The following is a 24226-nucleotide window of genomic DNA, read 5'->3' as shown; positions in this document are numbered from 1 at the left end:
TAAAACGTTCCTACCCCGCCGCTTGCGCCAAACCCTGCACCAACGCCCCGCTCACCTGCAAGGGCTTCCGCATGTTTGCGCCGGCTTGCATCTCCGCCAACGCTGCTTCCGCTTCTGCCTCTGGATTCTCCGTTCCCAACAGACGGTTCGCGGTGGCGCGACTGTGAATCCCTTGCCCCACCAGCGCAATTTCGTTTGCCACCAGCGTGGCGCGATCTCGCGGCAGAATATCCGCCCAAATTACCCGCACCGCCGTATCAGGCGAAAAGCCGAGCAAGCGCAACCCCATGCGAGCGCGTCGCTCTAACGCCTCCGTCCAGATTTGACGCTTGCGCCGTACCTTCTGCACCAACGGATACAGCAGCATTTCCAACGCCACGCCCGACACTCCTCCCGGCACATCCCGCGCAAACGCCGAGTGCGGCATCTCTGCCAAATCGAACAGGGCGCGATGCAACGCCGAAATATAATCCATGTGCGCCTGCAAACCGCCCTGTCCTAACAATTCTAATAGGTAGGCGCGACTATCCGGCGGCAATTCCCACACCGCGCCGGGTCCCACCCGCAAACGTCCATCGCTGCCATCCACCCCTTCCAGCACCAGCACCGGATTGCCCGAAAACTGCAAAAGCTGCGACATCACGCTCATTCGCACATTAAACTCCGAGCATAGTTCGAGTATATCCACCAAATCCGAATCGCCCCAAAACATGCGCGGTCGCCGCTCGTTCGGAAACACCACATAGGGGATAAAGCCGTAGGGGTTGGGCTGCACCTTGTCAAGGCGCGGGTCGTTCGCAAGGCGCACCCGGAACTCCTGCTCAGTCCAGCATTCTTCCACTTCCACCTCGCCTTGCAGCGGCAACATCCCCGCCAACTCAAACGCCTCGTCCGCGCTGAGCATATAGCGTTCGGTCACGCGCAAGAGGCGGCGCGTATCATCCCCTGCCCATTCGCAAGCAAGGTTCAGCACATCCGCACCACGTATTCGCACCGTCCCATCCTGTTGCAGCGTCACCTTGAACGCGCCATCGCCCAACACCGCGCTATCAATTGCCGCCTCGTAATCCAGCAAATCAAAACTGTTTTCGCCGCTCAAACGCTCTAACGCCGCTTGCGCCAGTGGGTCGGCGCACTCGTAGCGCACCCCCGCCCCTAACAAAAAGCTCGCCCCCTTCTTGATAAAAGCTCGCGCATAATTGGCAGTCAAGCGGCGTTGCCCCGCCCGTTCGGGAACAGTATTCGCCCACTGATTGCCCTTGTAAAAATCGAGATAACGCATATAACGGGCGCGTCGCCCCTCGTCATCCTCGTTCAATTCCTTGCCCCGCAACCGCAACGGGTACATCATCGCCGCATCCTGTCCAATCATTTAATTTTCTCCTTCTTCTCAATTTACCCGCCATTCATCGAGGACGCATCGGAATGCGCCCCTACCAACCTCTCACCTATACCAAGAGAATTAACCCGTAGGGGCGTATTTGAATACGCCCTTCTTTTATCGCCACCAACCCCCACGATAAACGCCACCCATCGAGGACGCATCGGAATGCGCCCCTACCAACCCCGCCTCACTCCTGCACCTCCGCCAACGTCAACGCCATCTCCCATTCGTAAGGGGCAGAGGCGGAAAGGCGCAACGCCTTGAAACTCGCCACCTTCACCCGATATGCGCCGCTACCGTCCAAATCATAAAAATCCACCGTATTACCGCTACTCCACAACGTCCTTATCGCGGACAAAGCGGACGAAACCGAACTCCAACCCCCGTTCGCGCTGCCCGGTTGCCCGCTCAATCCCGGCGTGGTGACTGGCTCGGATAGCGACAGCCGCAATTTCCACTCGCGCTTGCTGGCATGCTGCACCCGTTCCAAGCGATATTCCAGCCACACCCGCCGCACCGCCGGAAAATGCGCCCCTTCCAGCTTCAGCAAAATCTCGTAACAACCCGGCTGCGTCCCGGCTACCGTCACCGCCTCGCCCAACGTGGAATTTATCTCCCAACGCCGCTTCCCGTTCTGAAAATTCGCGCCTGCGGTTGGCGCATACGCTCCCGCCGAAGTCCAGCTTGCCCCCGCGTTAGTGGAAAACTGCGGCTCAAACTTGATTGTGCCTGCGCTTGCCCCGCCCGTTACATAGGGCGAAGGGTCGAACCAGTTATTCAAGCCCCCGGGCAAACCCCACTCCACCCCGATTGCGGTAATTCGCGCCACCGCCACCCGCCCGTTCTCTCCGCCCACCCGCGCCAAATCTTCCAAGCTCAGACCCGGCAAGCGGATATAGCCCGTTGCCGTCACATCGCTCAAGCCGAAGCTAGAAGGGTTGCGCCCAGAAGGATAGGAATTATCCAAACACCAGCGCGTCACCCGGTTTTCGCCCTGCACCGTACAGCAAATTGCCGCATCCCGACAGGTCGGAAAGCCGCAAAAAGGCTGCCCGTAATTTTGGGTACTCAGCCCGCCCGCGTCCAGCAACCACCATTCCAGCCCCGGCTCCCAACACCAGATATAACGCCAACCGCCCGACTCGCACACCCACACCACCAGCCCATCGCAAAAACTCAGACCGCGCGACTTCCCGTACAGCGGTTGTGGCTCGATAATGCCCTGCGCTACCCCCAAACTGTCCGAAAAGCGCAGGCGATACAACCGCCCGTTCACCGGAAACCACAAATAGCCGTGTGCTGCCACCATCCGATAAAAGTTATACTCCGAGAGTTGGCTGGCAAGCGGACGAAAAGGCGAAACAGGCGCGACCAGCACAAGCTCTGGCTCGAACAAATTCAGCACGCCCGGTGCGCTAGAAGGATTTCCCGCCCTCAAATGTCCGGTCAAGCGGAACAGCCCCGTTTCGCCCCCGACCCATAGCGAACCACCCGCCGGAACTAACGCTGCCACAATCGCCCCTATATTTTGGCTATAATTGACGCTGGTCGCCGGAATGCGCCAGTTCAACACCTCCGAAGAACCGCCCGAAGTCCAGAACAGCATCCCCGCGTAGCTCGCCACATAAAAAGAACCGCCGTAAGTGGCGGTTACGTCTATTAACGTTGCCCCGTCGTAGGTGTAGGTTTTTGAGCTAAGGCAAGCGATAAACAGCAACCCATTATGCACGCACATATCCGAAATGCTTCCGGCAAAGCTCAAGCCTGTATCCACAAAGCCCGTAAAACTCTTGCTGGCATCGGCGGTCAGCTTGTACAGCTTGCTGCCGATACTGAAATAATTCGTGCTGTTATACACGCAAACGCTATAGCGACTCTCCGAAGGTGTTCCCGCCAACGCAAAGCTGCGCGGCGCGGGTGGCAGCGTCACCGCCGTTCCGCCTAGTAAAGGGCGCACCCCTTGCAATTGTGCCGGTTTTCCGGGTTCGCTGGCATACCAATCTGCATCTGCTTGCCAATCCTCAAACACCATCCGCCGCACATCCGCCAGCACATTCGAGCAGCTTGCGCCCGTTGCCGCTCCGCTCGACAATCCCGGCGCACGCCCACTCGTCCCTCCGCAAACATAGGCATCCTTCCCTCCCGCCAGCATATAGCCCACTCCATCCAGCGCCACATCATGCGTCACTCCCGCCGTAACCATACCAACCTCCCTTCATAATTTCGGATTGACTTAACCCCTATGGTCGTTTCTAATTCGCCCTCTTTATCTATATCCGAACGTTCATTCATTCTTGCACAAGCATAATTGTAATAAACGAACGTTCATACATCTGCTTGAAATCTTCCTACAACCTCAAGCGCAACCCGCGACCCTTCGCCGCAAACAAACCCCGCTGCTCTCGGAACAGCTTCTCGTAATGCGCCGACCCGGTAGGAGAAGGCTGCCCCCGCGTCTTTCCGCGCTGCGATTCTAGCCAACTCAACGCCCGCTGGCACACCCGAAAAACCAACGCCCGTTCCGCGCTTCCCGCCACTTCCAACACACTTGCATCGGCGGTGGGTAGTGCGTACCAGCCCAAATATTCCAGCGTATAGCTCACCGAACCGGGATCGAACTCGAACGCCAGCCGTTGCACCGTCCCATCGCTTTGTTCGCGCCACAATCGCTCATCCAACGCCACATCACGCCCCGCTGCCCTCACGCTCAAAAGCCCCTGATGCGCCACCGCCAGCGTATAAACCAGCGTCCCCGCCACCGTAGTCAACGTCTGGCTGCGTTGCGGTGGAGCGAGGCGCGACCACTCCTCGATAGCCGCGCCGATCCACTCGTTCAAAGCCGCATCTGACCACAGATAAGTCGCCACCGTATCGCCCAACTCCACGCGCACCCGCTCGCGCAACTCTGCTTTACTGGTCATCGCGCCCTCCTAACTCGCGTTCACACCCGCCAGCCTTGCCACCCCCGGCGCACGAGTCACCGCCAAGGCGCAATACCAGCGAATCCGATAGCGGTGCGCGTTCTTGCTCTCCAACGCGCCCACTTCCTCTACCTGCAAACCGCCGTTGGTCAGACCGATTACGCCCCGCTTCATCCCGAATTGCAGCGCGTACACGCTTGATAGATTTGTTCCGGTGATGCCTGTCTCGTTGCCCTCCGTATCCGGCAAATTATCGTCCACCAGCACCGGAATACCGTCATACGCCAACGCCTGTTGCCCGAACGCTTCCATCGTTTCGTAGCCGATGCCCGAAGCCCTCCACAACGCTTTCAACTTGCGCCGAGTGCGCCGACTCAGCACCAACACATCGGGCTTGCCCGGCTTCACCGCATCAATCAGTTGGTCGAGCATATCCAGCGTCAAAGCCGCACCGGTTGCCCCTGCCACCAGCCGTTGCGTTCCCGTCCCGATATACTTCTTCACCCCGTCAAACTGATTCGTAGTAGTCGCCGAATCGCCCATAATAATCGCCTGATTAAACTGATAACCCACCGCCTTTGCCTTTTCCTCGATGGTAACAGCCACCAAATCGTTCGGGTTGCGGTAAGTCTGCGCCAGAAAATTATCCACGTCCGCATCGCCGCCCAACACCGTCAGAGCTTTGGTACGCTGTATCGGCGTAAAACTCGCCTCCTCCCAACTATCGCCCACCGCATACCAATAAGTGCTAGGGCTACCCAACGCGCTTTCCTCGTTCCACACCAATTGCGTGCCGTTCAAATCGTAAAACGGCAAGCGACTCAGCAACGGACATTCCGTCACAATTGCCTCCGCCACCCCCTGCACCAACACATCGTTTGTCAGGCTCGCTGCCTGTGTCAAAGTTAATCCCATCGTTCCTGCTCCTTTCTAACGTTTCTCCAAACCGTAGCGAATCTTCTGATACGGACTCATCCGCGTCACATCCACCAGCGTCACCCGCTGCCCACCGCCCGCGCCCACCGGAGTCACTCGCGGTGGCTCAGGCGCAACCTCTACCGGGCGCACCGCCTGTTCCTCTCGCTTCTCATCTGTCACCCTCGTTTCCATCTTCACCTTCCTTTTCCGGCTGGTCTTCAAAATCTGCCAACCACGTTTCAAGCTCACTTGCCAACTCGCCCTTACCGCTTTCCAGCAAATGCTGCCGAGCTTCCAGCAAACGGGCTTTATAAATCGCCACCATCGTTGCGTCCTTAAAACGCCCCTCCCGAAAGAGCCGCGCAAATGCCACCATCGTGACCCGAATCTCCCGATCCAGCCCGTAAAGCTCGCCCTGCGTAACCTGACCCAATTGCTCAAGTTCTTCCTCCGTCAAAATCTGCTCATACAAACCGGAACTCTCATGCTGCTTTGGCACTGGTGCAATCTGGTGAGAGGCACATAGCTCTCCGCCGCGCTTTGCCCACGCCTTGCAACCCTCACGGGCGCACCGTCTCGCCATCTGCCTCCCTCCTTTCGAATAGAAATACGAACATTTGTACTGTCAGTATCATACCCACTTCTCGCATGGCATCAAATTTTCGTGCTACATTTTTGTAGCTTTTAGCCCATCCGTGCATAAAATAGTACAAATGTACTAATAATTGGTTAATTCCGGTTAAGAAAATGCCCCATTTCAGCCGAATATTAAAATTAGATTAATAGAATTTTGAGGTTTTAATTGATTTGTAGGGGCGTGGCTCGACACGCCCGCGTTGGGTTGGCTTGCCCATCACCATTTACCTCGTTATAATATTTTCATGTTTAGCGGCAGTTTATCGCTTGTTTCAGATAAGCTAGGATTACACTATTTTTATGTAAAGTTGATGGTATGCCTAATATGCCCGCCCCCACCAAGCTAAGAGTCTTTCTATGCCACTCCTCCGGGGATAAAAAGGCGGTGCGGTCGCTATATCACCGCTTGCAAACCGTCAGCTGGATTGACCCGTGGCTGGACGAAGAAAAGCTACTGGCCGGACAGCGATGGCACGATGAAATCGAGAAGGCGGTGGAAGAAAGCCACGCAATATTGGTGTGTCTCTCGTCCGAATCAGTTAGCAAAGAGGGCTATGTGCAGCGCGAAATCAAGATTGCGCTGGATAAGGCGGATTATATGCCGGAAGACCGGATATTTATCATCCCACTCAAGTTGCGCGATTGCGAGATGCCGCGTCGCCTGAAAGAATGGCATTTGCTGAATTACTACGAAGCGAGCGCACATGAAAAGTTGCTGAAGACTTTGCAAGTACGAGCCGAGCAGGTGGGTGTGACGATAAACAAGGCTGCACCCCCCACACCCCCCACCGAGCAGGTTAAACACAAAGACGACCCGTTCAGAAAGGGGGAAGATTGGGGCAAATGGCTAAAATGGCTGGTGGGAGTAATTGTACTAGCACTTGTGATTGTGTTTGCAGTAATGCAAGCAACTGCCGGAAAATCCGTTACTTCTTTTAAGCTACTCAACACCCTCTCAGGGCATTTAGGTGCTGTATTTTCGGTAGCTTTTAGCCCGGACGGAAAGACCATCGCTTCAGGGAGTGAGGATAACACTATCAAGCTGTGGGATGTCAATTCCGGCAAGTTGCTCAATACCCTCTCAGGGCATTCTGGGTTTGTCGGATCGGTAGCCTTCAGTCCCGACGGGAAAATACTTGCCTCCGGCAGTGGAGATAATACCGTCAAGCTGTGGGATGCTAACTCCGGCAAGTTGCTCAACACCCTCGCCGGGCATTCTAACAATCTTTATTCGGTAGCTTTCAGCCCGGATGGGAAAACCCTCGCCTCTGGCAGTAGAGATAATACTATCAAATTGTGGGAAATCAGCTCTGGCAAACTGCTCAACACCCTCGCCGGGCATTTAAACATTGTCGATTCAGTAGCTTTCAGCCCGGATGGAAAGACTATTGCCTCTGGAAGTGTTGATGAATCTGTTAAAATTTGGGACAGTGTTTCAGGCAAATTGTTGAGAGTTCTCACGGAACATTCAACCGCTATCTGGACAATAGCTTTCAGCCCGGATGGGAAAACCCTCGCCTCCGGCAGTTCGGATAGTGCCATCAAATTGTGGGAAGTCAGCTCTGGCAAACTGCTCATCACCCTCTCCGTGCGCTCTGACTCTGTATATTCGGTAGCCTTTAGCCCCGACGGGAAGACCCTTGCCTCCGCCAGCAAGGATAATTCCATCAAACTGTGGGATGCTAACTCCGGCAATCTGCTCAACACTCTTTCCGGGCATTCTAACTGGGTCTGGTCGGTAGCATTCAGCCCCGATGGGAAGACCCTCGCCTCCGCCAGTGCGGATAGCACCATCAAGCTGTGGGGAGTGCAGTAGCAACATGGTAGAGGGGCGATTTCCCTCGCTTGCTTGCCCCTCACACCCCATCCCGTTATAATATTCCCGAAGTTTAGAGGCGGTTTAGGCTTTGTTTCGGACATGGCAGGAGGATAGTATGAGTAATGATCAAGAATCTCTCCAAAGTCAGCTTGATATTCAGCGCCAACGCCTCGCCACCATCAACGAGCGGATTGCCAAGTTTGGAGAACTCTATGCGCCGCCTCATATGATTATTGAGCGTCAGGATACAGAGCAAGCGATTGAACGTCTAGAAGAGCAGTGGCTGGTAGCTCAAGTTGCGCCACCTACTACTTCTTTTAAACCCCTCTCCGGGCATTCTCACACTGTCTTTTCGGTAGCCTTCAGCCCCGATGGGAAAACCCTTGCATCCGCCAGTGGAGATAACACCATCAAGCTGTGGGATGCCAACTCTGGCAAGTTGCTCAACACCCTCATAGGGCATTCTAATTTTGTCACTTCGATAGCGTACAGCCCGGACGGAAAGACTCTCGCTTCCGGTAGTTGGGATAACACCATCAAGCTGTGGGATGCCAACTCTGGCAAGTTGCTCAACACCCTCATAGGACATTCAAACAATCTTTATTCGATAGCATTTAGCCCGGACGGGAAAACCCTTGCCTCCGCCAGTGGGGATTGTACTATCAAGCTGTGGAATGCCGATTCCGGCAAACTGCTCAACACCCTCTTCGGGCATTGCAGTGCTGTCCAATCGATAGCATTTAGCCTCGACGGAAAAACCCTCGCCTCTGGTAGTTATGATAGAACCATCAAATTGTGGGAGGTCAACTCTGGCAAGTTGCTCAACACCCTCATAGGGCATTCTTACTGGGTCTTTTCGGTAGCGTACAGCTCGGATGGGAAAACCCTTGCCTCCGGTAGTTGGGATAACACCATCAAGCTGTGGGATGCCAACTCCGGCAAGTTGCTCAACACCCTCATAGGGCATTCTAATTTTGTCACTTCGATAGCGTACAGTCCGGACGGAAAGACCCTCGCTTCCGGTAGTTGGGATAACACCATCAAGCTGTGGGAGGTCTCTTCCGGTAATCTGCGCAACACCCTCGCGGGGCATATTTCCCTTGTCCATACGCTAGCTTTCAGCCCGGACGGAAACACCCTCGCCTCTGGGGGCGTGGATAGAACCATCAAGTTGTGGGGAGTTGGTTCGTAAGGGCGCGGCTCGACACGCCCGGCGTGCGGTTGGTGGTTCTGTGGGAGGCTGCTCTATCAGCCGATAAATCGCGATAACGTGCGCCCACACCCTCTAAAAGAGACAGGATTATTAAATTATTTTAACTCTATCGGGCTAACAACAATCAAACTACCTTAAAATATTTTAAACTGCCTTGACAAACAAAGTTGTTTTCACTTATCATTAATGATTAATAGCCATATTTCTAGGGTAAACTAAGGCACTGGTTTAAAATTACCCAGAATCTGTTTTAATCTTATAGCAGATACTTAGATTTCAGGTTAGGAATTTCGACCCAAAATTGATATTCAAAAAATACATTGAAAGAAGGCTATTACCCCCAATCAAAACTTACAAAAATCCGGCAGCAACATTACGCTTTAAAATGAAAATATCTGTCGCTATCTTAAATCTACACTTCAACCTAAATAGAGGAGCGAATGATGATCGAATTTAATACGCAAAAAGAGCCGCTGGTGTACGGTGTGGTAGCTGATATGTTGGTGCTATTGCCGAAATCCACCGCCGATTATTTGGTAGCCACTCTGCGCGCTATCCAAAATTCCAGAACTTGGGGCGAATTTAAAAAGAACGCACCTGCCGAAGCTTATCAAGAAGTGGTGGAAATTTTAGAAGAGAATGCAGAGGAAGAACCCCCGGCGAAAGAACCCTTTGACTCCGATGATATTCTCGATTACACCGATGGCGATTGGCCCGAATGGCCCGCTCAGCTAATGCTCTACTGGATTCCCAAAGATATTCAAAAGACTTACGGCGTAATACAGGTTTCCAGCATCAATGGGGATTTTCTTGAAATTAGTCCTGCGCGTGAGCAGCAAGTGGTAAAAGCCTTTGAGGAACGCGGCTATACCTGCCTAAAGGATGACAGGTTGGTCAATATCGCTTCGGGCTTCTGAACCCGCCTGCCCTATTTAGAAGCTTCTCCCCTATACATGGCTGCTCCCGGCAGCCGCTCTCTCCACTGCTTGCCCCTCACACCCCATCCCGCTATAATATCCCCGAAGTTTAGCGTCGATTTATCGTTTTGTTTTAGATGGGGCAGAATAACAGCATGAATAACGACCACGAATCTCTCCAAAGTCAGCTTGATATTCTACGCCAACGCCTCTCCAGCCTCAATGAGGAGATTGCTAAGTTTGGCGAACCTTTCGCGCCCCTTAAAAAAATTATGGAGCGTCAGGATACAGAGCAAGCGATTGCACAGTTGGAGAAGCAATTGGGGTTGACGCAACCTGCGCCGCCTACGCCCCAAGTTATGAGCAAGCACAAGCCGCGCAGTAAGTGGTGGGGCTGCGGGTGTGGGGTACTAGCGGTGATTGTGCTGATACTAGCGTTATCATTCTGGGTATTTCTCGATGGTGTGAATAATTCGACCGTCGGTGTAGTTTATTACGCGGCTAATTCGGTAGCCTTCAGCCCGGACGGTAAGACCATTGCCTCTGGCGGCAGTGATACGGTCATCAAGTTGTGGGATACCGCTTCCGGCAAATTACTCAACACCATCACTGGACATTCTAATGCGGTCAATTCGGTAGCCTTCAGCCCGGACGGGAAAACTCTTGCCTCTAGTAGTTGGGATAAGACCGTCAAGCTGTGGGATACCAATTCCGGCAATCTGCTCATTACCCTTACGGGGCAGGCTAACTCTGTCAATTCGGTTACTTTCAGTTCGGACGGGAAAATCCTTGCCTCCGGCAGCAGTGATGGAATTCTCAAGCTGCGGGAGGCAGCTTCCGGCAATCTGCTCATCACCATTCCGGGGCATGATAAGGCTGTCAATTCGGTAGCTATCAGTTCGGATGGAAAAACCCTTGCTTCTGCCAGCGCGGATTACACTATCAAGTTGTGGGATGCTAACTCCGGCAAATTACTCAACACCATCACTGGACATTCTAATGCGGTCAATTCGGTAGCTTTCAGCCCGGATGGAAAAACCCTTGCCTCTGCCAGTAATGATAAGTCCATCAAGTTGTGGGATACCAATTCTGGTAATCTGCGCAACACCCTCACGGGGTATTCTTACGCTGTCAATTCGATAGCCTTCAGTCCCGATGGTAAGATACTCGCCGCCGGTAGCAGTATAGATAAGTCCATCAAGTTGTGGGATACCAATTCTGGTAATCTGCGCAACACCCTCACGGGGTATTCTTACGCTGTCAATTCGATAGCTTTCAGTCCCGACGGTAAGATACTTGCCGCCGGTAGCAATATGGATAACTCCATCAAGCTGTGGGAGGTAGCTTCTGGCAAGCTACTCAACACCCTTACCAAGTAATATTCCTCTGTCACATCGGTAGCTTTCAGCCAGTGGAGATAGCGCCATCAAACTGTGGGGGGTGCAATAGAGGGTGGGAGAGGGTTATTGCCCTCGATTGCTTGCCCCTCACACCCCATCCCGTTATAATATCCCCGAAGTTTAGCGGCGGTTTATTGCTTGTTTCAGTTGGGTCAGGATAACATCATGAGTCGCGAATCTCTCCAAAGGCAGCTTGATAATCAGCGTCGTCACCTCGACATCATCAACGAGCGGATTGCTAAGTTTGGAGAACTCTATGCGCCGCCTCATATGATTATTGAGCGTCAGGATAAGGAACAGGAAATTGCGCGGTTGGAAGCGCAGTTGCAAGCGGTTCAACCTACACCCCCCACCCGACAGGTTATGGGCAATAGCAACCCTTCGAGCAACCGGGGCACCTTGGTAATAGGGCTTGTGATAACGCTTGTGCTAGGGTTGGTAGTGGTGTTTGTGGTAATGCCTGCAACTGCCGGACCAACCGATAAGACGCAACCAACAGTGGTTGCCGCCACCACCACTGCCAGAGTAAGTGCCACCACTGCCGCGCCTAGCACCGTTGCGACATCTCCCACAGCGGTTGCCGCTACCACCGCTACGACAATTGCGCCTACCATCGTTACAACACCGCCCACTACGGTTGCACCTGCCACCACTACGGCATCTCCCTCAGCGGTTGTCACTGGCACTGGCAAAGTAACCACCTCAGCGGCTGCACCATATAGCTGCTTCTCGTATGAGGCGCTTGTGATTTGCCCTGAGACCCCTTTGCCAACCGTTATTCCGGCTGCTTCCGATAAACTGCTCAACACTCTCTCTGGGCATTCTAACGCTGTCTTTTCGGTAGCTTTCAGCCCAGATGGAAAGACCCTCGCTTCCGCTAGTGCTGATAAAACCATCAAACTGTGGGATGCCAATTCTGGCAAGTTGCTCAACACCCTCTCCGGGCATTCTTCCTCTGTCAATTCGGTAGCCTTCAGTCCCGATGGAAAGATACTAGCCTCTGCCAGCGGTAATGGTTATGGCAGCGGTGATAATTCCATCAAACTGTGGGATGCCAACTCCGGCAAGCTACTCAACACCCTCTCCGGGCATTCTGAAGCTGTCTTTTCGGTAGTCTTCAGCCCAGACGGGAAAACCCTCGCTTCAACTGATGATGATAACACCATCAAGCTGTGGGATGCCAACTCCGGCAAGCTACTCAACACCCTCTCCGGGCATTCTTCCTGGGTCCGTTCTGTTGCATTCAACCCTGATGGGAAAACCCTCGCCTCCGCCAGTGAGGATAATTCCATCAAGCTGTGGGATGCAGTTTCCGGCAAACTGCTCAACACTTTTTCCGGGCATTCTTCCTCTGTCAATTCGGTAGCCTTCAGTCCAGACGGCAAAACCCTTGCCTCCGGCAGCAGGGATAAAACCATCAAGCTATGGGATGCCAATTCCGGCAAACTGCTCAACACCCTTACCGAGCATTCCGGCGTTGTCTGGAGAGTAGCATTCAGCCCTGATGGGAAAACCCTTGCCTCCGCCAGTGAGGATAAAACCATCAAGCTGTGGGATGCAGTTTCCGGCAAATTGCTCAACACTCTCACTGGGCACTCTGGTTATGTCATAGCAGTGGCATTCAGCCCGGATGGCAAGACCATTGCCTCCGGCAGCAATGATAACACCATCAAACTGTGGGGGGCGCAATGAGCAGCAGCAAATAGCCTTTCCCCTCACTCCAGCGTCCCTTTGTGGATTCTAAAAAGCGGCTCGCCTACCCTCGCCAACCGCTTCTACCAAACTATTTTTACTTGCGCTTAAAACAAACTGATTAGCGCGTTTACTCCGGTGTAAACCCCGAAAAGAATTACTACCGCACACAAAACCCACGCGAAATATTTGTACGTGCCCTTCATGCGATAACGCTCAGGCAACGCCACCCGTTCCAAAATCAGCAGAAAGCCCAACACCAGCGGCAGCAAAATCGCGTTCATCACCTCGATGTCCACCGCCAGATTCACCAGACCGATGCCGCTCAGCACCAGCGCCGCGCCCACCACATGCGATAGGATGTACAAACCGTAAAAGGTCTTGGCTTTTCGCACCGGAAGGTTCAGGCTATGCTTGATGCGCAACGCCTCGCCCATTCCCCAACTTGCCGCCAGCGAAACTACCAACGCCGCCAGAAAAGCCGCGCCCGCCATGCCCATTCCAAATAACAGCAGCATCCCGCTATGCCCTAGCACCGGCTCAACCGTGTGAGCAATATCCTGCATACTGTTCAGGCTCTGCCCCGCTTTATTTAGCTGCCCCGCCCCTACCGCCACCGCCACTACCACCGCTACCATCACCAGTTGGGTAATGACCGCACCGAGCGCAGTATCAATCTTAGCGGCTTTAAGCTGAGTTTTGCACAAACACTTGTCCAGCACTGCCCCTTGTTGGTAGAAAATCATCCAGGGCATGATAACCGCCCCCACGTTTGCCGCCAGCAAAAACAGGAAATCGCCATGCAGCAGCGGTATATTACTCGCCCCTTCCGCTACCTGCCCCCAATCTGGATGAGAAAGCAACGCCGCCGGAATCAGCAAAAGTTCAAACAGCCCCACCGCCAGCCCGATGCGCTCGACCCGCTTGTAACTGCCCGTCAGCACTATCCCGATCAGCAGGAAAGCGGCGAAAGAGACGGTTAACCACGGCGGCAGACCGAAAAGCTGCCCCACCCCCGCCAAGCCCACATACTCGGTGACAATTGCGCCGAAGCAAGCCACAAAAAGCGTCATTACCGAAAAAAGCGCCCAGCCTCTGCCAAAATGCTGGCTAATCAACGCGCCATGCCCTTTTCCGGTTACAATCCCAAGCCGAATGGTCATTTCCTGCACCACGTACAGCACCGGAATAAGCGCCAGTTGTGGGAAAACCAAAGCATAGCCCCACTGTGCGCCGGATTGCGCCGCCGTAATCATACTACCCGCGTCGGTATCTGCCAGCATCACCATCAAGCCCGGTCCAAAGCTAAGCAGCCAGCCCCACAATCGAAACTGCGGCAGGCTAAGCGGCGGGTTACTCGGCAAAGCTTGTTCAATGACGCGCGGTTGCTCAAGTTGTTGTAGCAGAAGTTTTCGTCGTTCCGAGTCCATAATCCTCACAGCAGGGAGTAATAAGCATATTAGTCAATATTTATAACTAATATTAGTATATACTAATAATTAGTATGCTTCAAGTCAGAATTATCCCTACTTGCTGGAGTGCAAATGCCTATAGGCTACAAAATAAGAGGATTGCGCTTGCGAAATGCGGTGGTTCTCATGGGATTTACGGGGTGGTGGGTTCGGGCATACCCCATTCGGGGCATACCCTTTCGGGGTATAGGCAGTCGGGGCGTGGTTTGACACGCCCGGGTTTAACTCCAATTGCGGCGTATTCAAATACGCCCTTCCTACTCATCGCCGGAAAAGGCGGAGATGAATTTTGCCAAGCGGAAACGCGCCTCGATTCCATCCTCGCCATCGGTGCGGGCATGCCCGAAAAACAGCAACGGACCGTTTCTACCGTACAGCACCCGCATGCCCGGTTGCTCTTCCGGCATAATCTCCAGCAACTTTGCCACTGCTCCGTCAATCTTGCTGTAATCCTCGAAGAAATAGACGCTGAATTGTGCGTCCGGCTTGAAGGCACGATAGCCCACTCCCGCCACTGCGTCAAGGCTGGCGGGGTCACTTTCGGGCGCGGATTCCTGCAAAGTAGTCTTGATTCTATTCTCGCTCAACAAACTTTGCAGACGTTCTTTTTGCTTCACCGGAAATTGGTCTGACATAGCTCACCTCTCACTCAGGAAATGCGCCGCAAAGCAGCGGCATAACGTTCTTTGTCCATATCCTTCAGGAAATCTTTCCAACTCTGTTCCTGCGCTGCCTCATCGTCGCCCTTGCCCTTGCGGAATTCGAGATATTTCTTTTTCATCTCATCCAGTTTACCATCGAAATAGGCACCCGCCATCACTGCTTCGCCTACCACATTGGATAAAGGCTCGATTACATCAAGCTGCTCTTGATAATTACCACGAGCGATGGGAGTGGGCAGGGACTTGCCGATTTTGCGAGTGAAATACTCGGTAATACCCTCGTTCATATCGAAATTCCAGTCGTTCAGTATCTTGTCCGAAGCATATTTATGCAAACCTTCGTGAATCATAGTCCCGGCGTTGCCCCGATCTTTATGAATCCACACCCGGTCTTTGCTATCCACGAACCCGTTAATCAGGTCTTTCTTGGGGTCTTTGGGGGGTGGTCCGTTAAACCACACATCATGCCCATAGTGCGCTTCGCCCGCTCTATCCCAATCGGAATCTCCGACCACGCCCACCATTCCCTCGATTTGGCGACCCGCCTTCACTGCGCCCGCCACATACGCGCTCAGTTTGTCCCGAATATCCTTGTCCGCATCGGTGGCAGAAGTATGGGTTTTGTTATCCTCGGCGGTAGTGCCGACTTGGAACATACGCAGCTTCGTTACAATCGTCAGATAATCGTCGTTGGTCATTTCGTCAAAGGCTTTGGTCATCAGAGTGGCATCCGACCAAACCGTTTGCCGTTCTGCCGGGCTTGCCTCATTTACCAGCTTGGTAATCGCCGCCATATCCAGCTTAATCGAATCCAGTTCCTTCTCGAACTGCTGCTTGAAAGTGGGCTTACTGGCAGGACTTTCCGGCTTCGTTTCCTTCGGGGCAGATTCGCCCACTTCGGGCGGCGCACTCTTGACGGTAGGGGCAGACTCTTTCGGAAGGTTAGTTGCGCCGCTTGCCGCCGCTGTCCCCGATACCGCATCGGCAGGAGAAGAAGCTGCCGCTGCTGCTGCCGCGTTTTGCGCCGAACCGGAAGCATCCTTGCTACCCTCATCACCTTTCAACTCCGCCCACGTTTTTTTGCCCACAATCCCATCTTCTACCAGCTTCCGCGCTTTCTGGAAAGCCAGCACCGCTGCCAGAGTTTTGGGACCAAAAATACCGTCTTCCGCCAGCGCCGGAGTTGCCATCCCCAGTTTGTTCAACTTCTGCTGCAATTTCAGCACCGTATTGCCCTGCGAACCTGTCAGCACGGTGCGTTCGCGCTGAATTACGCCCGCTTTCTCCCGCATAATCCGGGTGACGGCGCGATTGCCGATGGTGCGCTGCAAGGACAATACCTTTGTGGGTGTCAGCTTGCCGGAGAAAGCTTCGCTCACCTCTGACTGGGCGGTTTCATTGGCTGTTTCGACTTGAAATTCGAGATTGTCGCCGGAGTGGGTAGGAATAGCCTGCTCTGGCGACTTTGCCGCGAGATTTGTTCTTTCCATCTTTTTCCCCCTTACTACTAAAGACACGGGGTTACGAAAGGTATGATAGAAGAATAGTACGTTGCTGGAATAAACGTGGAATAAACGCAAATTATCCGGGTGAGAATACTTAAATTATAGAATAGCCCCGTGAAGAGTCAATCTTAATTCGATACTATAGCTGTTCAGAAAAGGTTTTGGAAAAATAAGGCGAGGGTTACCTGCCAGAAGATTCCAATCTATAACTCAGTGATCAAATATGTCAGCAGAGTAGGCATCTAAATTATAATGAACTCGTCCCTCATATGCGGAATATTCTTCAGAGAAGTCTGTCACAATTTTAGAGGAGCTTAATAGTTCTGTCATTTGATCCCAGACCTTCTGCCATTTGTTATTTAATTCTGAAAACAATTCATTTTCCTTCTGCCAGATGTATTCAAAAATTTCACTATAGTAATCTCTTTCAATTCTTAACCTCCTAACTTTAACCGATTCATCTAATTGCGAACTTAAGTCTATCTTTAAAGATAAATCATCGAATTCATTTAACCATTCTCTTAAAAGACTGACAGGTATTTCAATAAAACGTGCAGGGAGTTGTCCAATATATGCTTCTTTTTCTTTTCTTACCTTTGCCCTTTCAACAATTCCATTCCAAAAGACTGCTCTAAGAACCGAGTAATCTTGAGAGCTGTCAAATAAGTTACCGTAAACCGTACGAACTTCGTTCCGATCCTCCCATCCAAGCCTCATGTGTAGAGATAGAACTGACCAACCATAAAAAGAATCATGATCATGTTGCCAATAGAAGCTTGTTGGACCAAGTAAAAGGTTATGAACGTCTGTTCTAATCAGGCTATAATAAAACCTTTTCTTATTTATTTCATTAGGGTTATTATGCATTGCAATAAAAACTTCTCAAAAAATGACCAAGAACCTTTATTAAAATCAGCTTTGGTAATTGACTCCAATTCGTTGTTTATACCAGCTTTCTATCAGATTATACTCATTTACCAAGTCTTGAAACCAAATCGATCTAAATATTAGTAACTATTCACCCTTCTACCCCCCTCAAGGGGGGAAGTGGAGAGAGGAGTTCAAGGGGACACCCCTTGCGACGTACCTGTACCGGGAGTAGAAGTTCCTAACAAACCAGTGGAGAGAGGAGTTCAAAGGGACACCCCTTGCGACCCCGCACAGGGGTTGCACCCCTGAGAACCCTGCTCGGTTTCCGTTAGCCCCTCAAGGGGGGAAGTGGAGAGAGGAGTTCAAGGGGACACCCCTTGCGACAGGTGGTCTCCGTGCAGGTAGGTGGTACTCACTACCCAGCCCGCATCCCGCTGCTTGACCGCCACTGCCCTGCCCCCGAACTGGATGTACTCCTTCCTGCCCCCGGTACTGTCTTCTTCCCACACCCCGCCCGGATAGTAAGTGGTTACCCCGTTCCTGCTTCTGGCAACCCTCGCTCCATCGGCGTCATAGCCGTAGGTCTCGGTCACATTATCCAGTAGCGTGGTGATTGAGGTGGGCTTGTTCTCCACGTTCCAGGTGTAGCTTCTGTTCCCTCTACTAAACTTATGTTGAAATAAATGCTGCTATTTCGACTATTAAATTATAGAACCGATTATGCCTCTCTTTATAATTAGTCAATCATAACTTCATATGTGGACTGCACCATCCAACCAAATAATCCATAATTTCGAGAACAATATCTTCTTCTTGTTCCATATTACGTGATTGCAAATCTGCTCTTAACAATTCTAGCTCTTCTAAAATCTCCTCTTTCTTATGACCCTTTGATAACAATTCGCGAACCTTCTCGCGCATAGAACTTTGTGGGTCAGACGAGTGTGTTAATATATGATCAAATTCAGATTTCATAATAACCTCAATGTAATATTTATGGATTTACTAATTCCCAACTATCTTGAGTATTCCATATAGACTCTTGATACTGCTCGAAAGACATTTTTTTAGATGGCTCAATAAATCCATGCTGTGAATTATCTGGATCCTGTCTGTATAATAAATTATCTCCAAGTTTATCAGAGCTTATTTTCCATACGGGATCCTTACCTGTTCCGCCAAATTCAGGAGGACGTCGGAATGAAGGTAAGTTGTTTGGATCTTCTGGACTAACTGATACTCCTCCAGTATTTGGTTGAACAAAATTATCACTATCTTCATTTATATCACTACCAAGTCTAGCGCCAAGAGTACGTGCAGTATCACCTAAAGCAGGTTTTCCGTTTGAATCCATCCTCATTGAATGGTATAAAGTTGTCGGGCCATTAGCGACATCATTTTGAGTTTCACTACCACCTCCACCTGAATTTGCACCTCTACCAGCCTTCAGTGCTTCATTTATTATAGGAGAAGCGGCTCCGGCAACAGTATGAAGAATATCAGGGGAGTCATTGAAAAAGCCGTCATTTACCGCACTGAAGGTCAGTTCTACGGCGGCTGCCCCCACCCCTGCAAGGGGATTTCCACCTGATGCCATAAAACCTTCTACAAAACCTGCAGCGCCCGTTGCCAAACAATCAAGAAAGTCACCGCAATGGCCAGTTGGGTCAGTATGAATTAGAGGATTATCGTAAGCATAACCATATTTGTTGAAGGCCTGGGGATTGGCCGGGTTGGGTACAATCGAGTCGCTACTGACGAACTTACCGACCTGCGGGTCATAATATCTGGTGTTGTAGAAAAGTAGCCCCGTCCCGTCCAGCCTCTGCCCGGTGTAGTTCATAGTCGTCTGGCTGATGCTGCCTAGCCGCACCTTGCCCCACGGGTCAAACTCCTGCTGGCTGGCTACCTGCCCGCTGCTATCAGTCGCAAGGCTCACACTGCCAAGATGATCCCCGTGCAGGTAGCTGGTACTCACTACCCCGCCCGCATCCCGCTGTTGATCTCGATGAAATCCAGCTTGTTATTTACCGCCCCTGCCCCGTTGGTAACACTCAGCCTCCCGTCCTGAACATTCACTATCACGGTGCGGTCCACCTACGGGCTGATTGACTTGAGGTAAGGAGTATTTTATAGATATAATATTAGAGTAAATCCATCCGAAGTGCTATTCCAGATAGCACTTTGTTGATTAATTAAAATTAATTGAATAAGTTGTAAGCGATAATAGGCTTTTTAGGCAATTATTCCATTCCTGGCCGCAAATTTAGAAGGTGACTATGCAATAAGTCTCGACATCTAGAAAAATTTAAGGATTGAGTTTGTACCATAATTCCCAAGCCTCACTTGCAGATTTATTTTTAAATTTTTCAGCGAGAACTTTTATGTCCTCCCAGCTATATCTTTTTTCAGATATAAGAAACTTAGTCTCTCGAAAATTTGTAATAACAAATTTATATTTTTTTTCAAATACATAGCGACCAGTTACTGGATCAGCAAGGTAGCCAGCTGGCCGAAAAGCAATCTCTACTTGATCTATAGGGAAACGTTTTTCTACTGTAACAGCCTTATGACCATAGGGACATAGAGAGTCTTCAGGCTTTACCTGATAATTTTCATCCCTAAAAAATTCCCAAGTATGATTATCATCACATCTATAAATCCAATATATTTTCACCTGATTTTATGTGTCCTTTTCATAAAATAAATGCGTCTTAAACTGCTCTTTATCATTCCATACATTCACGTGGGGTTCTAATGAGTCACCATCTCCGAAATCATGTCCATTGAAATCATCACGCCAACCTATACTTCCATCACTTGATCTTCTTCCAATGATCATATTACTATTTCTCATTTTATAATCTCCTCCTTCATACTCATAGGCTCTTATTGGTACTGAGTCAGAACCTAAATCACCTGCAACCTCTATATCTATTTGTCTAAATCTGAACAATGTTTTTGCAAGACTTTCAGAAGGGTTGGGTAATTGCCCTCTTATCTCTAATATGTCGTTACAAATTGATGAAAGATTTTCTCTGAACCAGTTAGCTAATTCTTGCAAATCCCATTGCCACGTTAGCAGCGTTATATTTTTTTGTTGTAATGAGAGCGAGAAATACCCCCATTTTTCGTAGACATTTTGCCATTGTTCTTTCTCAGCTTGTGGAAGGAGTTTAAGTTGGAGTAGTAATTTTTCCATCAGGTTTCCAGACATAACTATAATTAAAAGTTTGCTAAGAGACTCGATTATTTTACAGCAAATTGTATAGGCATTGTGCAAATCAAAACATTTGCTCGGAACTCCGGCAATAAAAATTAACCTAATAGGCTGTAATTTTAACTTATACCCCACAGTTACTAATACGTTCCACCTTCTTTCGCAGGGGAAGGTGGATAGGAGATTAGGTCTTATTTACTCTATCCTAGAGAATTTTTAATAGTCAAAGTGTTTAATAAATTACCTTGTGCTTGCTTACTTAGTCAGGTAATTCTGATTGTTTATTTAGCTTTTTGTATGTAGGCTTATTAATTGTACCATCATTGAGTCATTCCTTTATTCCATCATTCAACACCTCAGTTGCCGTGTCATGGTCAAGGTCGATTTCGGTACCCCAACCCCCTTTTTCATGCTTGGGTGATGATTTATAAACCTTAGCTGGCTGAGATTCCGGCCCGGGAACTTCATCTGGTAAAACATCTGCAGGTTCTGTTGCTTTCTTTGGGTCATCTTGAGATTGTGTGTTTGTCTTAGCAACTATTTGGTCGTATATGCTTGTTATTGTTTTTTCCGCATCAGAGAAAACCGCATTACCACCTGAGTTATCATTCTGGGTTGCAGCATTGTAAACCTGACCAAGTAGCTGGGGTCGCCCGCTACTACCCGCACCGTGTAGGTGCCGTTGGGTACGGCTATCTCCCAGTAATTGTTAGCGCCGTTTTACTGCATGTGGTTAAAGGTGTAATAGCGCAGTTTCTAACTTTCTAAAGCCCTGATTAACCATTCACTATTTTGAAGGGAATTTGCTTTGTCTTTTAAATTGTTTAGAATTTCTTCAATTGGTTTCTTGTTTTTACGATATTTTATTAGTCGTAAAGGAATACTATGTAGTATATGAGCTATATTATAAATTTCCTTATTTCCTGATTTATAAGCCTCATAACGTATATCAATGAATGCAGAATATAGTAAAAAATGTAAATATATAATATGATTTAAATCATTCTCCTTATTAATCTTTTTTCGTTCAAAATAATCTTGATTTACTGCTTCAAACCAGTTATGTAACCCCTTTGTTTTTGCTAATGACCCTAAGTTTAAAATAATGTCAGCCATCCTAATTTCCCCTAAATTGTCTTTCTCTAAATTGTATGGCAAATTTAGAAAAAAGTCAGATAATGCAACAATAAAAGAAAAACTATTATTTTGAGCTATGGTTCTAATTTTTTCTAACCCAAAAGAAAAAGCTAAATATATTTTCATTTGAGCATCCATAAAACTCCTTATAATCCTTTGATCAATTCCCATTCGCTTGTGGTGAAACCTTTTTTAGCGAGGTAACTATTGGGTCACACCACTCATGAGGTTGCCGTTGGCATCGTAGCGGTAGTTCTGTCCGCCCACCGACACAGGGGTGTGAGCGAGAACTATTCTTCTAGTAGAACCCGATTTCATCTTAACAAATACAGATTATCGCTCTTCGGCTGTTAATGAATTGATAAATTCTTCAAAACTATCAGCGATAAAATAGACATTCTCATAACTATCCATACTGCTCTTATCTAGTTCGCCTTCATGATCCCAATAATAAACTTTACCAGCATCAGGACCTCTAAATGATATACAAATTATATTTCCTCCTGGATCTTCTCCAATTGTTAGGAAATTTGTAGGTATTCTTCCCTTAAAAGTATGCATATTTTCAATAATGTCATAGTTATAATTGACTTTATTGATTGAATACAACCAATGAATACTTCCTCTCGAGGTTAAAGAATCGCCAAAAAGTGGAAAACTGGTTAATTTAGGGCGTCCCCCATAATACTTCATTAAAAAATCTTTGTAAGCTTGAGGAAACTCAATACCCAATTCTCCTTCTGCTTGGATAATATCGGCTTCACTCAATGCTGGACCTAATTTAGCGAATTGAATTTCCCGCATAAACCTCCTCCTAGTCCCTAAGAGTTGCACCCCTGAGAACCCCGCTCGGTTTCCGTTAGTTACATAGGTCAATTTTCTATCTGGCTGAATTGTTACAAATATTATATGTTATGGATAAATCCCCTCTCCGTTTAGAAGAGGGGATGGGTTTAAGTTAACAGATAGGACAATGGTTCGTGATAGTTATCTTGCCACCAGTATTTGCTCAAGCGAGGTGACAGGTTCTTTTGTATAGTTTTCGTTCCAGCGCTGCACCAGCGATTGCTTGAGCTTTGCCTGATCGTTTAGTTGCGATATAGACGGAATAGCGCCTGTACCGTTCAGAAGAACCCGATATTCCCAATAAAAGGTTTCCAAATCGAGCGGTTTTTTAAACTTACGGTTTCCGATCAAATTCAAGTAGTTGTTCGAGACTATAATCCAGTCTTCCTCTTGCAAATAGCCGCGCACCTGTTCTATTTGGTTGGGGTCGCTGGAATTGGTCAGCACAATATTCGCTTGCTTCAACCGCTCTTCAAGCGACACCGGAACAGGCGTAGCCGTTGAGTCTGGTACAGCGGTTGGGGTGGGAACAGGCGTAACGGTTGGGGCTGGTGTAGCCGTCGCCGTTGGGACGATAGCCGCTTTTGTGGTTGGCGGTATAGGCGCAGCGGTAGTAGTAACAATTGGGTTGGCGGTAGTCGTAGCCGGAGACTGGGTTGGTACAGACGTGGCTGTCGGCTCAACCGTTACCGTAGCGGTTGCCTTTGTCGTAGCGGTTCGAGCTGCAAAAAGAGTTTCCAGAGGGCTAGTGCCACTACTCGGCGTTGTGCCTGCATTCACCGTATGCTTGTTCCAATTAAATACCAGTACCACAAAAGCTACACAAACCAGCGCAACACCAGCCGGTAAAATCGCCAATACCAACCTGTTCTGATTTTTGGCAGTACGCTTCATCAACTTGATGGAAATCGTTCCGGTATTTCTGCCAACCTCTGCCAGTTCCCTTTCCAGCCGCGCCACTTCAATGCGCTGATCTTCTAATTCAAGCTTCAAGCTGGCAGGGATATCCAGCGAGGTATAACCCGCCGCCCTTTCTTCCAAAACCGCCAGTATGCGCCGCGCTTTTTTCAAAGCCGCGTTCAATATTTCGCGCTCACTTACTACCATAAATTTATCCTCATACCTGTTAACTTTACTTACAAAATAATATGTTTATATTAACGCTAAGGAATAGGTTATTTTTAGTAAAATAGTCACACCAATTTTGTGATATAGACTGCTATTCACGAAAATAGACGCGCCAACATACCACCGATAGACGTTTCATAATATTCCTCCGTTGTATAACATAAATGCCACCGGGAAATGAGCCGCTAAGAAGCCAAACAAATCCCGGAAATTAGCAAACGGGAGATTTTATGGATCAGATCGAGTCCAACACCCATTCATTTATTATCAAGGTTTGGCTCGAAGAAACGGCTGTAGAAACTCATAAGCCGCTCTGGCATGGTTACATTTCACATGTGGGCAGCGGTAGGCGTCGTTACTTGAAAAATCTGGATGAAATCAAACCCTTCCTCGCCGGGTATCTGTCGGAGATGGGGGTTAAGCTCGGCTTCTGGGCGCGCCTGAGAGCTAAACGGCAATTGAAACATTAATGGGTATTCTGAAAAA

The 24226-nt window shown here is 49.6% G+C and carries 25 protein-coding genes and 2 pseudogenes; 8 read left to right on the top strand and 19 right to left on the bottom strand.

Annotated features, from left to right (window positions below):
• Nucleotides 1–10 precede the first annotated feature (10 nt).
• The 7 genes from OZ401_RS21300 to OZ401_RS21270 all read right to left on the bottom strand — a co-directional run bounded on the left by OZ401_RS21300 (nucleotide 11) and on the right by OZ401_RS21270 (nucleotide 5806).
• The gene (locus OZ401_RS21300; protein ID WP_341470545.1) at nucleotides 11–1372 is read right to left on the bottom strand and encodes a phage portal protein; all 1362 of its coding nucleotides are present in this window, start codon (nucleotides 1370–1372) and stop codon (nucleotides 11–13) included.
• A 23-nt stretch (nucleotides 1373–1395) separates the two neighbouring features.
• A complete protein-coding gene (locus OZ401_RS21295) occupies nucleotides 1396–1545 on the bottom strand; it encodes a hypothetical protein (protein WP_341470544.1) in 150 nt (49 codons plus the stop codon).
• A gap of 26 nt (nucleotides 1546–1571) precedes the next feature.
• The gene (locus OZ401_RS21290) at nucleotides 1572–3587 is read right to left on the bottom strand and encodes a hypothetical protein (RefSeq protein ID WP_341470543.1); all 2016 of its coding nucleotides are present in this window, start codon (nucleotides 3585–3587) and stop codon (nucleotides 1572–1574) included.
• Between the two features lie 145 nt (nucleotides 3588–3732).
• The gene (locus tag OZ401_RS21285) at nucleotides 3733–4305 is read right to left on the bottom strand and encodes a phage adaptor protein (RefSeq protein WP_341470542.1); all 573 of its coding nucleotides are present in this window, start codon (nucleotides 4303–4305) and stop codon (nucleotides 3733–3735) included.
• A gap of 9 nt (nucleotides 4306–4314) precedes the next feature.
• Entirely contained in the window at nucleotides 4315–5220 is a 906-nt protein-coding gene (locus OZ401_RS21280) for a major capsid protein (protein ID WP_341470541.1), read from the bottom strand.
• A gap of 15 nt (nucleotides 5221–5235) precedes the next feature.
• Nucleotides 5236–5415 carry a hypothetical protein gene (locus tag OZ401_RS21275; protein WP_341470540.1) on the bottom strand — a complete coding sequence of 60 codons (180 nt, stop codon included), beginning with the start codon at nucleotides 5413–5415 and terminating at the stop codon, nucleotides 5236–5238.
• Nucleotides 5393–5806, bottom strand: coding sequence for a hypothetical protein (locus OZ401_RS21270; RefSeq protein WP_341470539.1), 414 nt, complete (start codon nucleotides 5804–5806; stop codon nucleotides 5393–5395). The genes OZ401_RS21275 and OZ401_RS21270 overlap by 23 nt, the downstream gene beginning before the upstream one ends.
• A gap of 369 nt (nucleotides 5807–6175) precedes the next feature.
• On the opposite strand from OZ401_RS21270, the pseudogene OZ401_RS25960 reads away from it, so the two are divergent.
• The 6 genes and pseudogenes from OZ401_RS25960 to OZ401_RS21245 all read left to right on the top strand — a co-directional run.
• A pseudogene (locus OZ401_RS25960) lies at nucleotides 6176–6538 on the top strand (toll/interleukin-1 receptor domain-containing protein); the annotation flags it as partial.
• 258 nt (nucleotides 6539–6796) lie between these two features.
• A pseudogene (locus OZ401_RS25955) lies at nucleotides 6797–7675 on the top strand (WD40 repeat domain-containing protein); the annotation flags it as partial.
• A 118-nt stretch (nucleotides 7676–7793) separates the two neighbouring features.
• On the top strand, nucleotides 7794–8870 hold the full coding sequence (locus tag OZ401_RS21260) for a WD40 repeat domain-containing protein (RefSeq protein WP_341470537.1): 1077 nt from the start codon (nucleotides 7794–7796) through the stop codon (nucleotides 8868–8870).
• Nucleotides 8871–9331: 461 nt separating this feature from the next.
• A complete protein-coding gene (locus OZ401_RS21255; RefSeq protein ID WP_341470536.1) occupies nucleotides 9332–9808 on the top strand; it encodes a hypothetical protein in 477 nt (158 codons plus the stop codon).
• Nucleotides 9809–9963: 155 nt separating this feature from the next.
• Nucleotides 9964–11187, top strand: coding sequence for a WD40 domain-containing protein (locus tag OZ401_RS21250; protein WP_341470535.1), 1224 nt, complete (start codon nucleotides 9964–9966; stop codon nucleotides 11185–11187).
• Nucleotides 11188–11373: 186 nt separating this feature from the next.
• Nucleotides 11374–12900: a WD40 repeat domain-containing protein gene (locus OZ401_RS21245; RefSeq protein WP_341470534.1), complete on the top strand. Its 1527-nt coding sequence runs from the start codon at nucleotides 11374–11376 to the stop codon at nucleotides 12898–12900.
• A 107-nt stretch (nucleotides 12901–13007) separates the two neighbouring features.
• On the opposite strand, the gene OZ401_RS21240 is transcribed toward OZ401_RS21245, so the two are convergent.
• From OZ401_RS21240 to OZ401_RS21220, 5 genes are all read right to left on the bottom strand, one after another.
• Nucleotides 13008–14306, bottom strand: a complete 1299-nt coding sequence (locus OZ401_RS21240) for an NRAMP family divalent metal transporter (protein ID WP_425607642.1) — start codon at nucleotides 14304–14306, stop codon at nucleotides 13008–13010.
• A gap of 120 nt (nucleotides 14307–14426) precedes the next feature.
• Entirely contained in the window at nucleotides 14427–14618 is a 192-nt protein-coding gene (locus OZ401_RS21235; RefSeq protein ID WP_341470532.1) for a hypothetical protein, read from the bottom strand.
• A gap of 11 nt (nucleotides 14619–14629) precedes the next feature.
• The gene (locus tag OZ401_RS21230) at nucleotides 14630–15007 is read right to left on the bottom strand and encodes a hypothetical protein (protein WP_341470531.1); all 378 of its coding nucleotides are present in this window, start codon (nucleotides 15005–15007) and stop codon (nucleotides 14630–14632) included.
• 14 nt (nucleotides 15008–15021) lie between these two features.
• Complete coding sequence (locus tag OZ401_RS21225; RefSeq protein ID WP_341470530.1) at nucleotides 15022–16524, bottom strand: peptidoglycan-binding domain-containing protein; 1503 nt, start codon at nucleotides 16522–16524, stop codon at nucleotides 15022–15024.
• Nucleotides 16525–16749: 225 nt separating this feature from the next.
• The gene (locus tag OZ401_RS21220) at nucleotides 16750–17406 is read right to left on the bottom strand and encodes a hypothetical protein (RefSeq protein WP_341470529.1); all 657 of its coding nucleotides are present in this window, start codon (nucleotides 17404–17406) and stop codon (nucleotides 16750–16752) included.
• Between the two features lie 380 nt (nucleotides 17407–17786).
• Here OZ401_RS21220 and OZ401_RS21215 point away from each other — a divergent pair, with 380 nt between their 5' ends.
• Complete coding sequence (locus OZ401_RS21215; RefSeq protein WP_341470528.1) at nucleotides 17787–18014, top strand: hypothetical protein; 228 nt, start codon at nucleotides 17787–17789, stop codon at nucleotides 18012–18014.
• Between the two features lie 139 nt (nucleotides 18015–18153).
• Here OZ401_RS21215 and OZ401_RS21210 read toward each other — a convergent pair whose 3' ends face one another.
• The 7 genes from OZ401_RS21210 to OZ401_RS21180 form a co-directional block, all read right to left on the bottom strand.
• Nucleotides 18154–18384, bottom strand: coding sequence for a hypothetical protein (locus OZ401_RS21210; RefSeq protein ID WP_341470527.1), 231 nt, complete (start codon nucleotides 18382–18384; stop codon nucleotides 18154–18156).
• A 19-nt stretch (nucleotides 18385–18403) separates the two neighbouring features.
• Complete coding sequence (locus OZ401_RS21205) at nucleotides 18404–19387, bottom strand: RHS repeat domain-containing protein (protein ID WP_486599298.1); 984 nt, start codon at nucleotides 19385–19387, stop codon at nucleotides 18404–18406.
• A gap of 330 nt (nucleotides 19388–19717) precedes the next feature.
• Nucleotides 19718–20086, bottom strand: a complete 369-nt coding sequence (locus OZ401_RS21200) for a hypothetical protein (protein WP_341470525.1) — start codon at nucleotides 20084–20086, stop codon at nucleotides 19718–19720.
• 6 nt (nucleotides 20087–20092) lie between these two features.
• Nucleotides 20093–20611: a hypothetical protein gene (locus OZ401_RS21195; RefSeq protein ID WP_341470524.1), complete on the bottom strand. Its 519-nt coding sequence runs from the start codon at nucleotides 20609–20611 to the stop codon at nucleotides 20093–20095.
• A 774-nt stretch (nucleotides 20612–21385) separates the two neighbouring features.
• A complete protein-coding gene (locus OZ401_RS21190; RefSeq protein ID WP_341470523.1) occupies nucleotides 21386–21904 on the bottom strand; it encodes a hypothetical protein in 519 nt (172 codons plus the stop codon).
• Between the two features lie 195 nt (nucleotides 21905–22099).
• Nucleotides 22100–22570: an SMI1/KNR4 family protein gene (locus OZ401_RS21185; protein WP_341470522.1), complete on the bottom strand. Its 471-nt coding sequence runs from the start codon at nucleotides 22568–22570 to the stop codon at nucleotides 22100–22102.
• 183 nt (nucleotides 22571–22753) lie between these two features.
• On the bottom strand, nucleotides 22754–23719 hold the full coding sequence (locus OZ401_RS21180; RefSeq protein WP_341470521.1) for a hypothetical protein: 966 nt from the start codon (nucleotides 23717–23719) through the stop codon (nucleotides 22754–22756).
• 251 nt (nucleotides 23720–23970) lie between these two features.
• Here OZ401_RS21180 and OZ401_RS21175 point away from each other — a divergent pair, with 251 nt between their 5' ends.
• Nucleotides 23971–24210, top strand: a complete 240-nt coding sequence (locus tag OZ401_RS21175) for a hypothetical protein (protein ID WP_341470520.1) — start codon at nucleotides 23971–23973, stop codon at nucleotides 24208–24210.
• The last annotated feature ends 16 nt before the right edge of the window (nucleotides 24211–24226 follow it).

Source organism: Candidatus Chlorohelix allophototropha (assembly GCF_030389965.1).
In the GTDB taxonomy this organism is placed as follows: domain Bacteria; phylum Chloroflexota; class Chloroflexia; order Chloroheliales; family Chloroheliaceae; genus Chlorohelix; species Chlorohelix allophototropha.
Note: the sequence above shows the minus strand (reverse complement) of the source record. Positions and strands in the feature narration are given on the sequence as shown.

Excerpts from the sequence above, each read along its gene's own strand:
- OZ401_RS21300 (WP_341470545.1), bottom strand. The coding sequence starts at position 1,372 with ATGATTGGACAGGATGCGGCGATGATGTACCCGTTGCGGTTGCGGGGC.
- OZ401_RS21295 (WP_341470544.1), bottom strand. The coding sequence starts at position 1,545 with ATGCGTCCTCGATGGGTGGCGTTTATCGTGGGGGTTGGTGGCGATAAA.
- OZ401_RS21290 (WP_341470543.1), bottom strand. The coding sequence starts at position 3,587 with ATGGTTACGGCGGGAGTGACGCATGATGTGGCGCTGGATGGAGTGGGC.
- OZ401_RS21285 (WP_341470542.1), bottom strand. The coding sequence starts at position 4,305 with ATGACCAGTAAAGCAGAGTTGCGCGAGCGGGTGCGCGTGGAGTTGGGC.
- OZ401_RS21280 (WP_341470541.1), bottom strand. The coding sequence starts at position 5,220 with ATGGGATTAACTTTGACACAGGCAGCGAGCCTGACAAACGATGTGTTG.
- OZ401_RS21275 (WP_341470540.1), bottom strand. The coding sequence starts at position 5,415 with ATGGAAACGAGGGTGACAGATGAGAAGCGAGAGGAACAGGCGGTGCGC.
- OZ401_RS21270 (WP_341470539.1), bottom strand. The coding sequence starts at position 5,806 with ATGGCGAGACGGTGCGCCCGTGAGGGTTGCAAGGCGTGGGCAAAGCGC.
- OZ401_RS21260 (WP_341470537.1), top strand. The coding sequence starts at position 7,794 with ATGAGTAATGATCAAGAATCTCTCCAAAGTCAGCTTGATATTCAGCGC.
- OZ401_RS21255 (WP_341470536.1), top strand. The coding sequence starts at position 9,332 with ATGATGATCGAATTTAATACGCAAAAAGAGCCGCTGGTGTACGGTGTG.
- OZ401_RS21250 (WP_341470535.1), top strand. The coding sequence starts at position 9,964 with ATGAATAACGACCACGAATCTCTCCAAAGTCAGCTTGATATTCTACGC.
- OZ401_RS21245 (WP_341470534.1), top strand. The coding sequence starts at position 11,374 with ATGAGTCGCGAATCTCTCCAAAGGCAGCTTGATAATCAGCGTCGTCAC.
- OZ401_RS21230 (WP_341470531.1), bottom strand. The coding sequence starts at position 15,007 with ATGTCAGACCAATTTCCGGTGAAGCAAAAAGAACGTCTGCAAAGTTTG.
- OZ401_RS21225 (WP_341470530.1), bottom strand. The coding sequence starts at position 16,524 with ATGGAAAGAACAAATCTCGCGGCAAAGTCGCCAGAGCAGGCTATTCCT.
- OZ401_RS21220 (WP_341470529.1), bottom strand. The coding sequence starts at position 17,406 with ATGCATAATAACCCTAATGAAATAAATAAGAAAAGGTTTTATTATAGC.
- OZ401_RS21210 (WP_341470527.1), bottom strand. The coding sequence starts at position 18,384 with ATGAAATCTGAATTTGATCATATATTAACACACTCGTCTGACCCACAA.
- OZ401_RS21195 (WP_341470524.1), bottom strand. The coding sequence starts at position 20,611 with ATGGAAAAATTACTACTCCAACTTAAACTCCTTCCACAAGCTGAGAAA.
- OZ401_RS21190 (WP_341470523.1), bottom strand. The coding sequence starts at position 21,904 with ATGGATGCTCAAATGAAAATATATTTAGCTTTTTCTTTTGGGTTAGAA.
- OZ401_RS21185 (WP_341470522.1), bottom strand. The coding sequence starts at position 22,570 with ATGCGGGAAATTCAATTCGCTAAATTAGGTCCAGCATTGAGTGAAGCC.
- OZ401_RS21180 (WP_341470521.1), bottom strand. The coding sequence starts at position 23,719 with ATGGTAGTAAGTGAGCGCGAAATATTGAACGCGGCTTTGAAAAAAGCG.
- OZ401_RS21175 (WP_341470520.1), top strand. The coding sequence starts at position 23,971 with ATGGATCAGATCGAGTCCAACACCCATTCATTTATTATCAAGGTTTGG.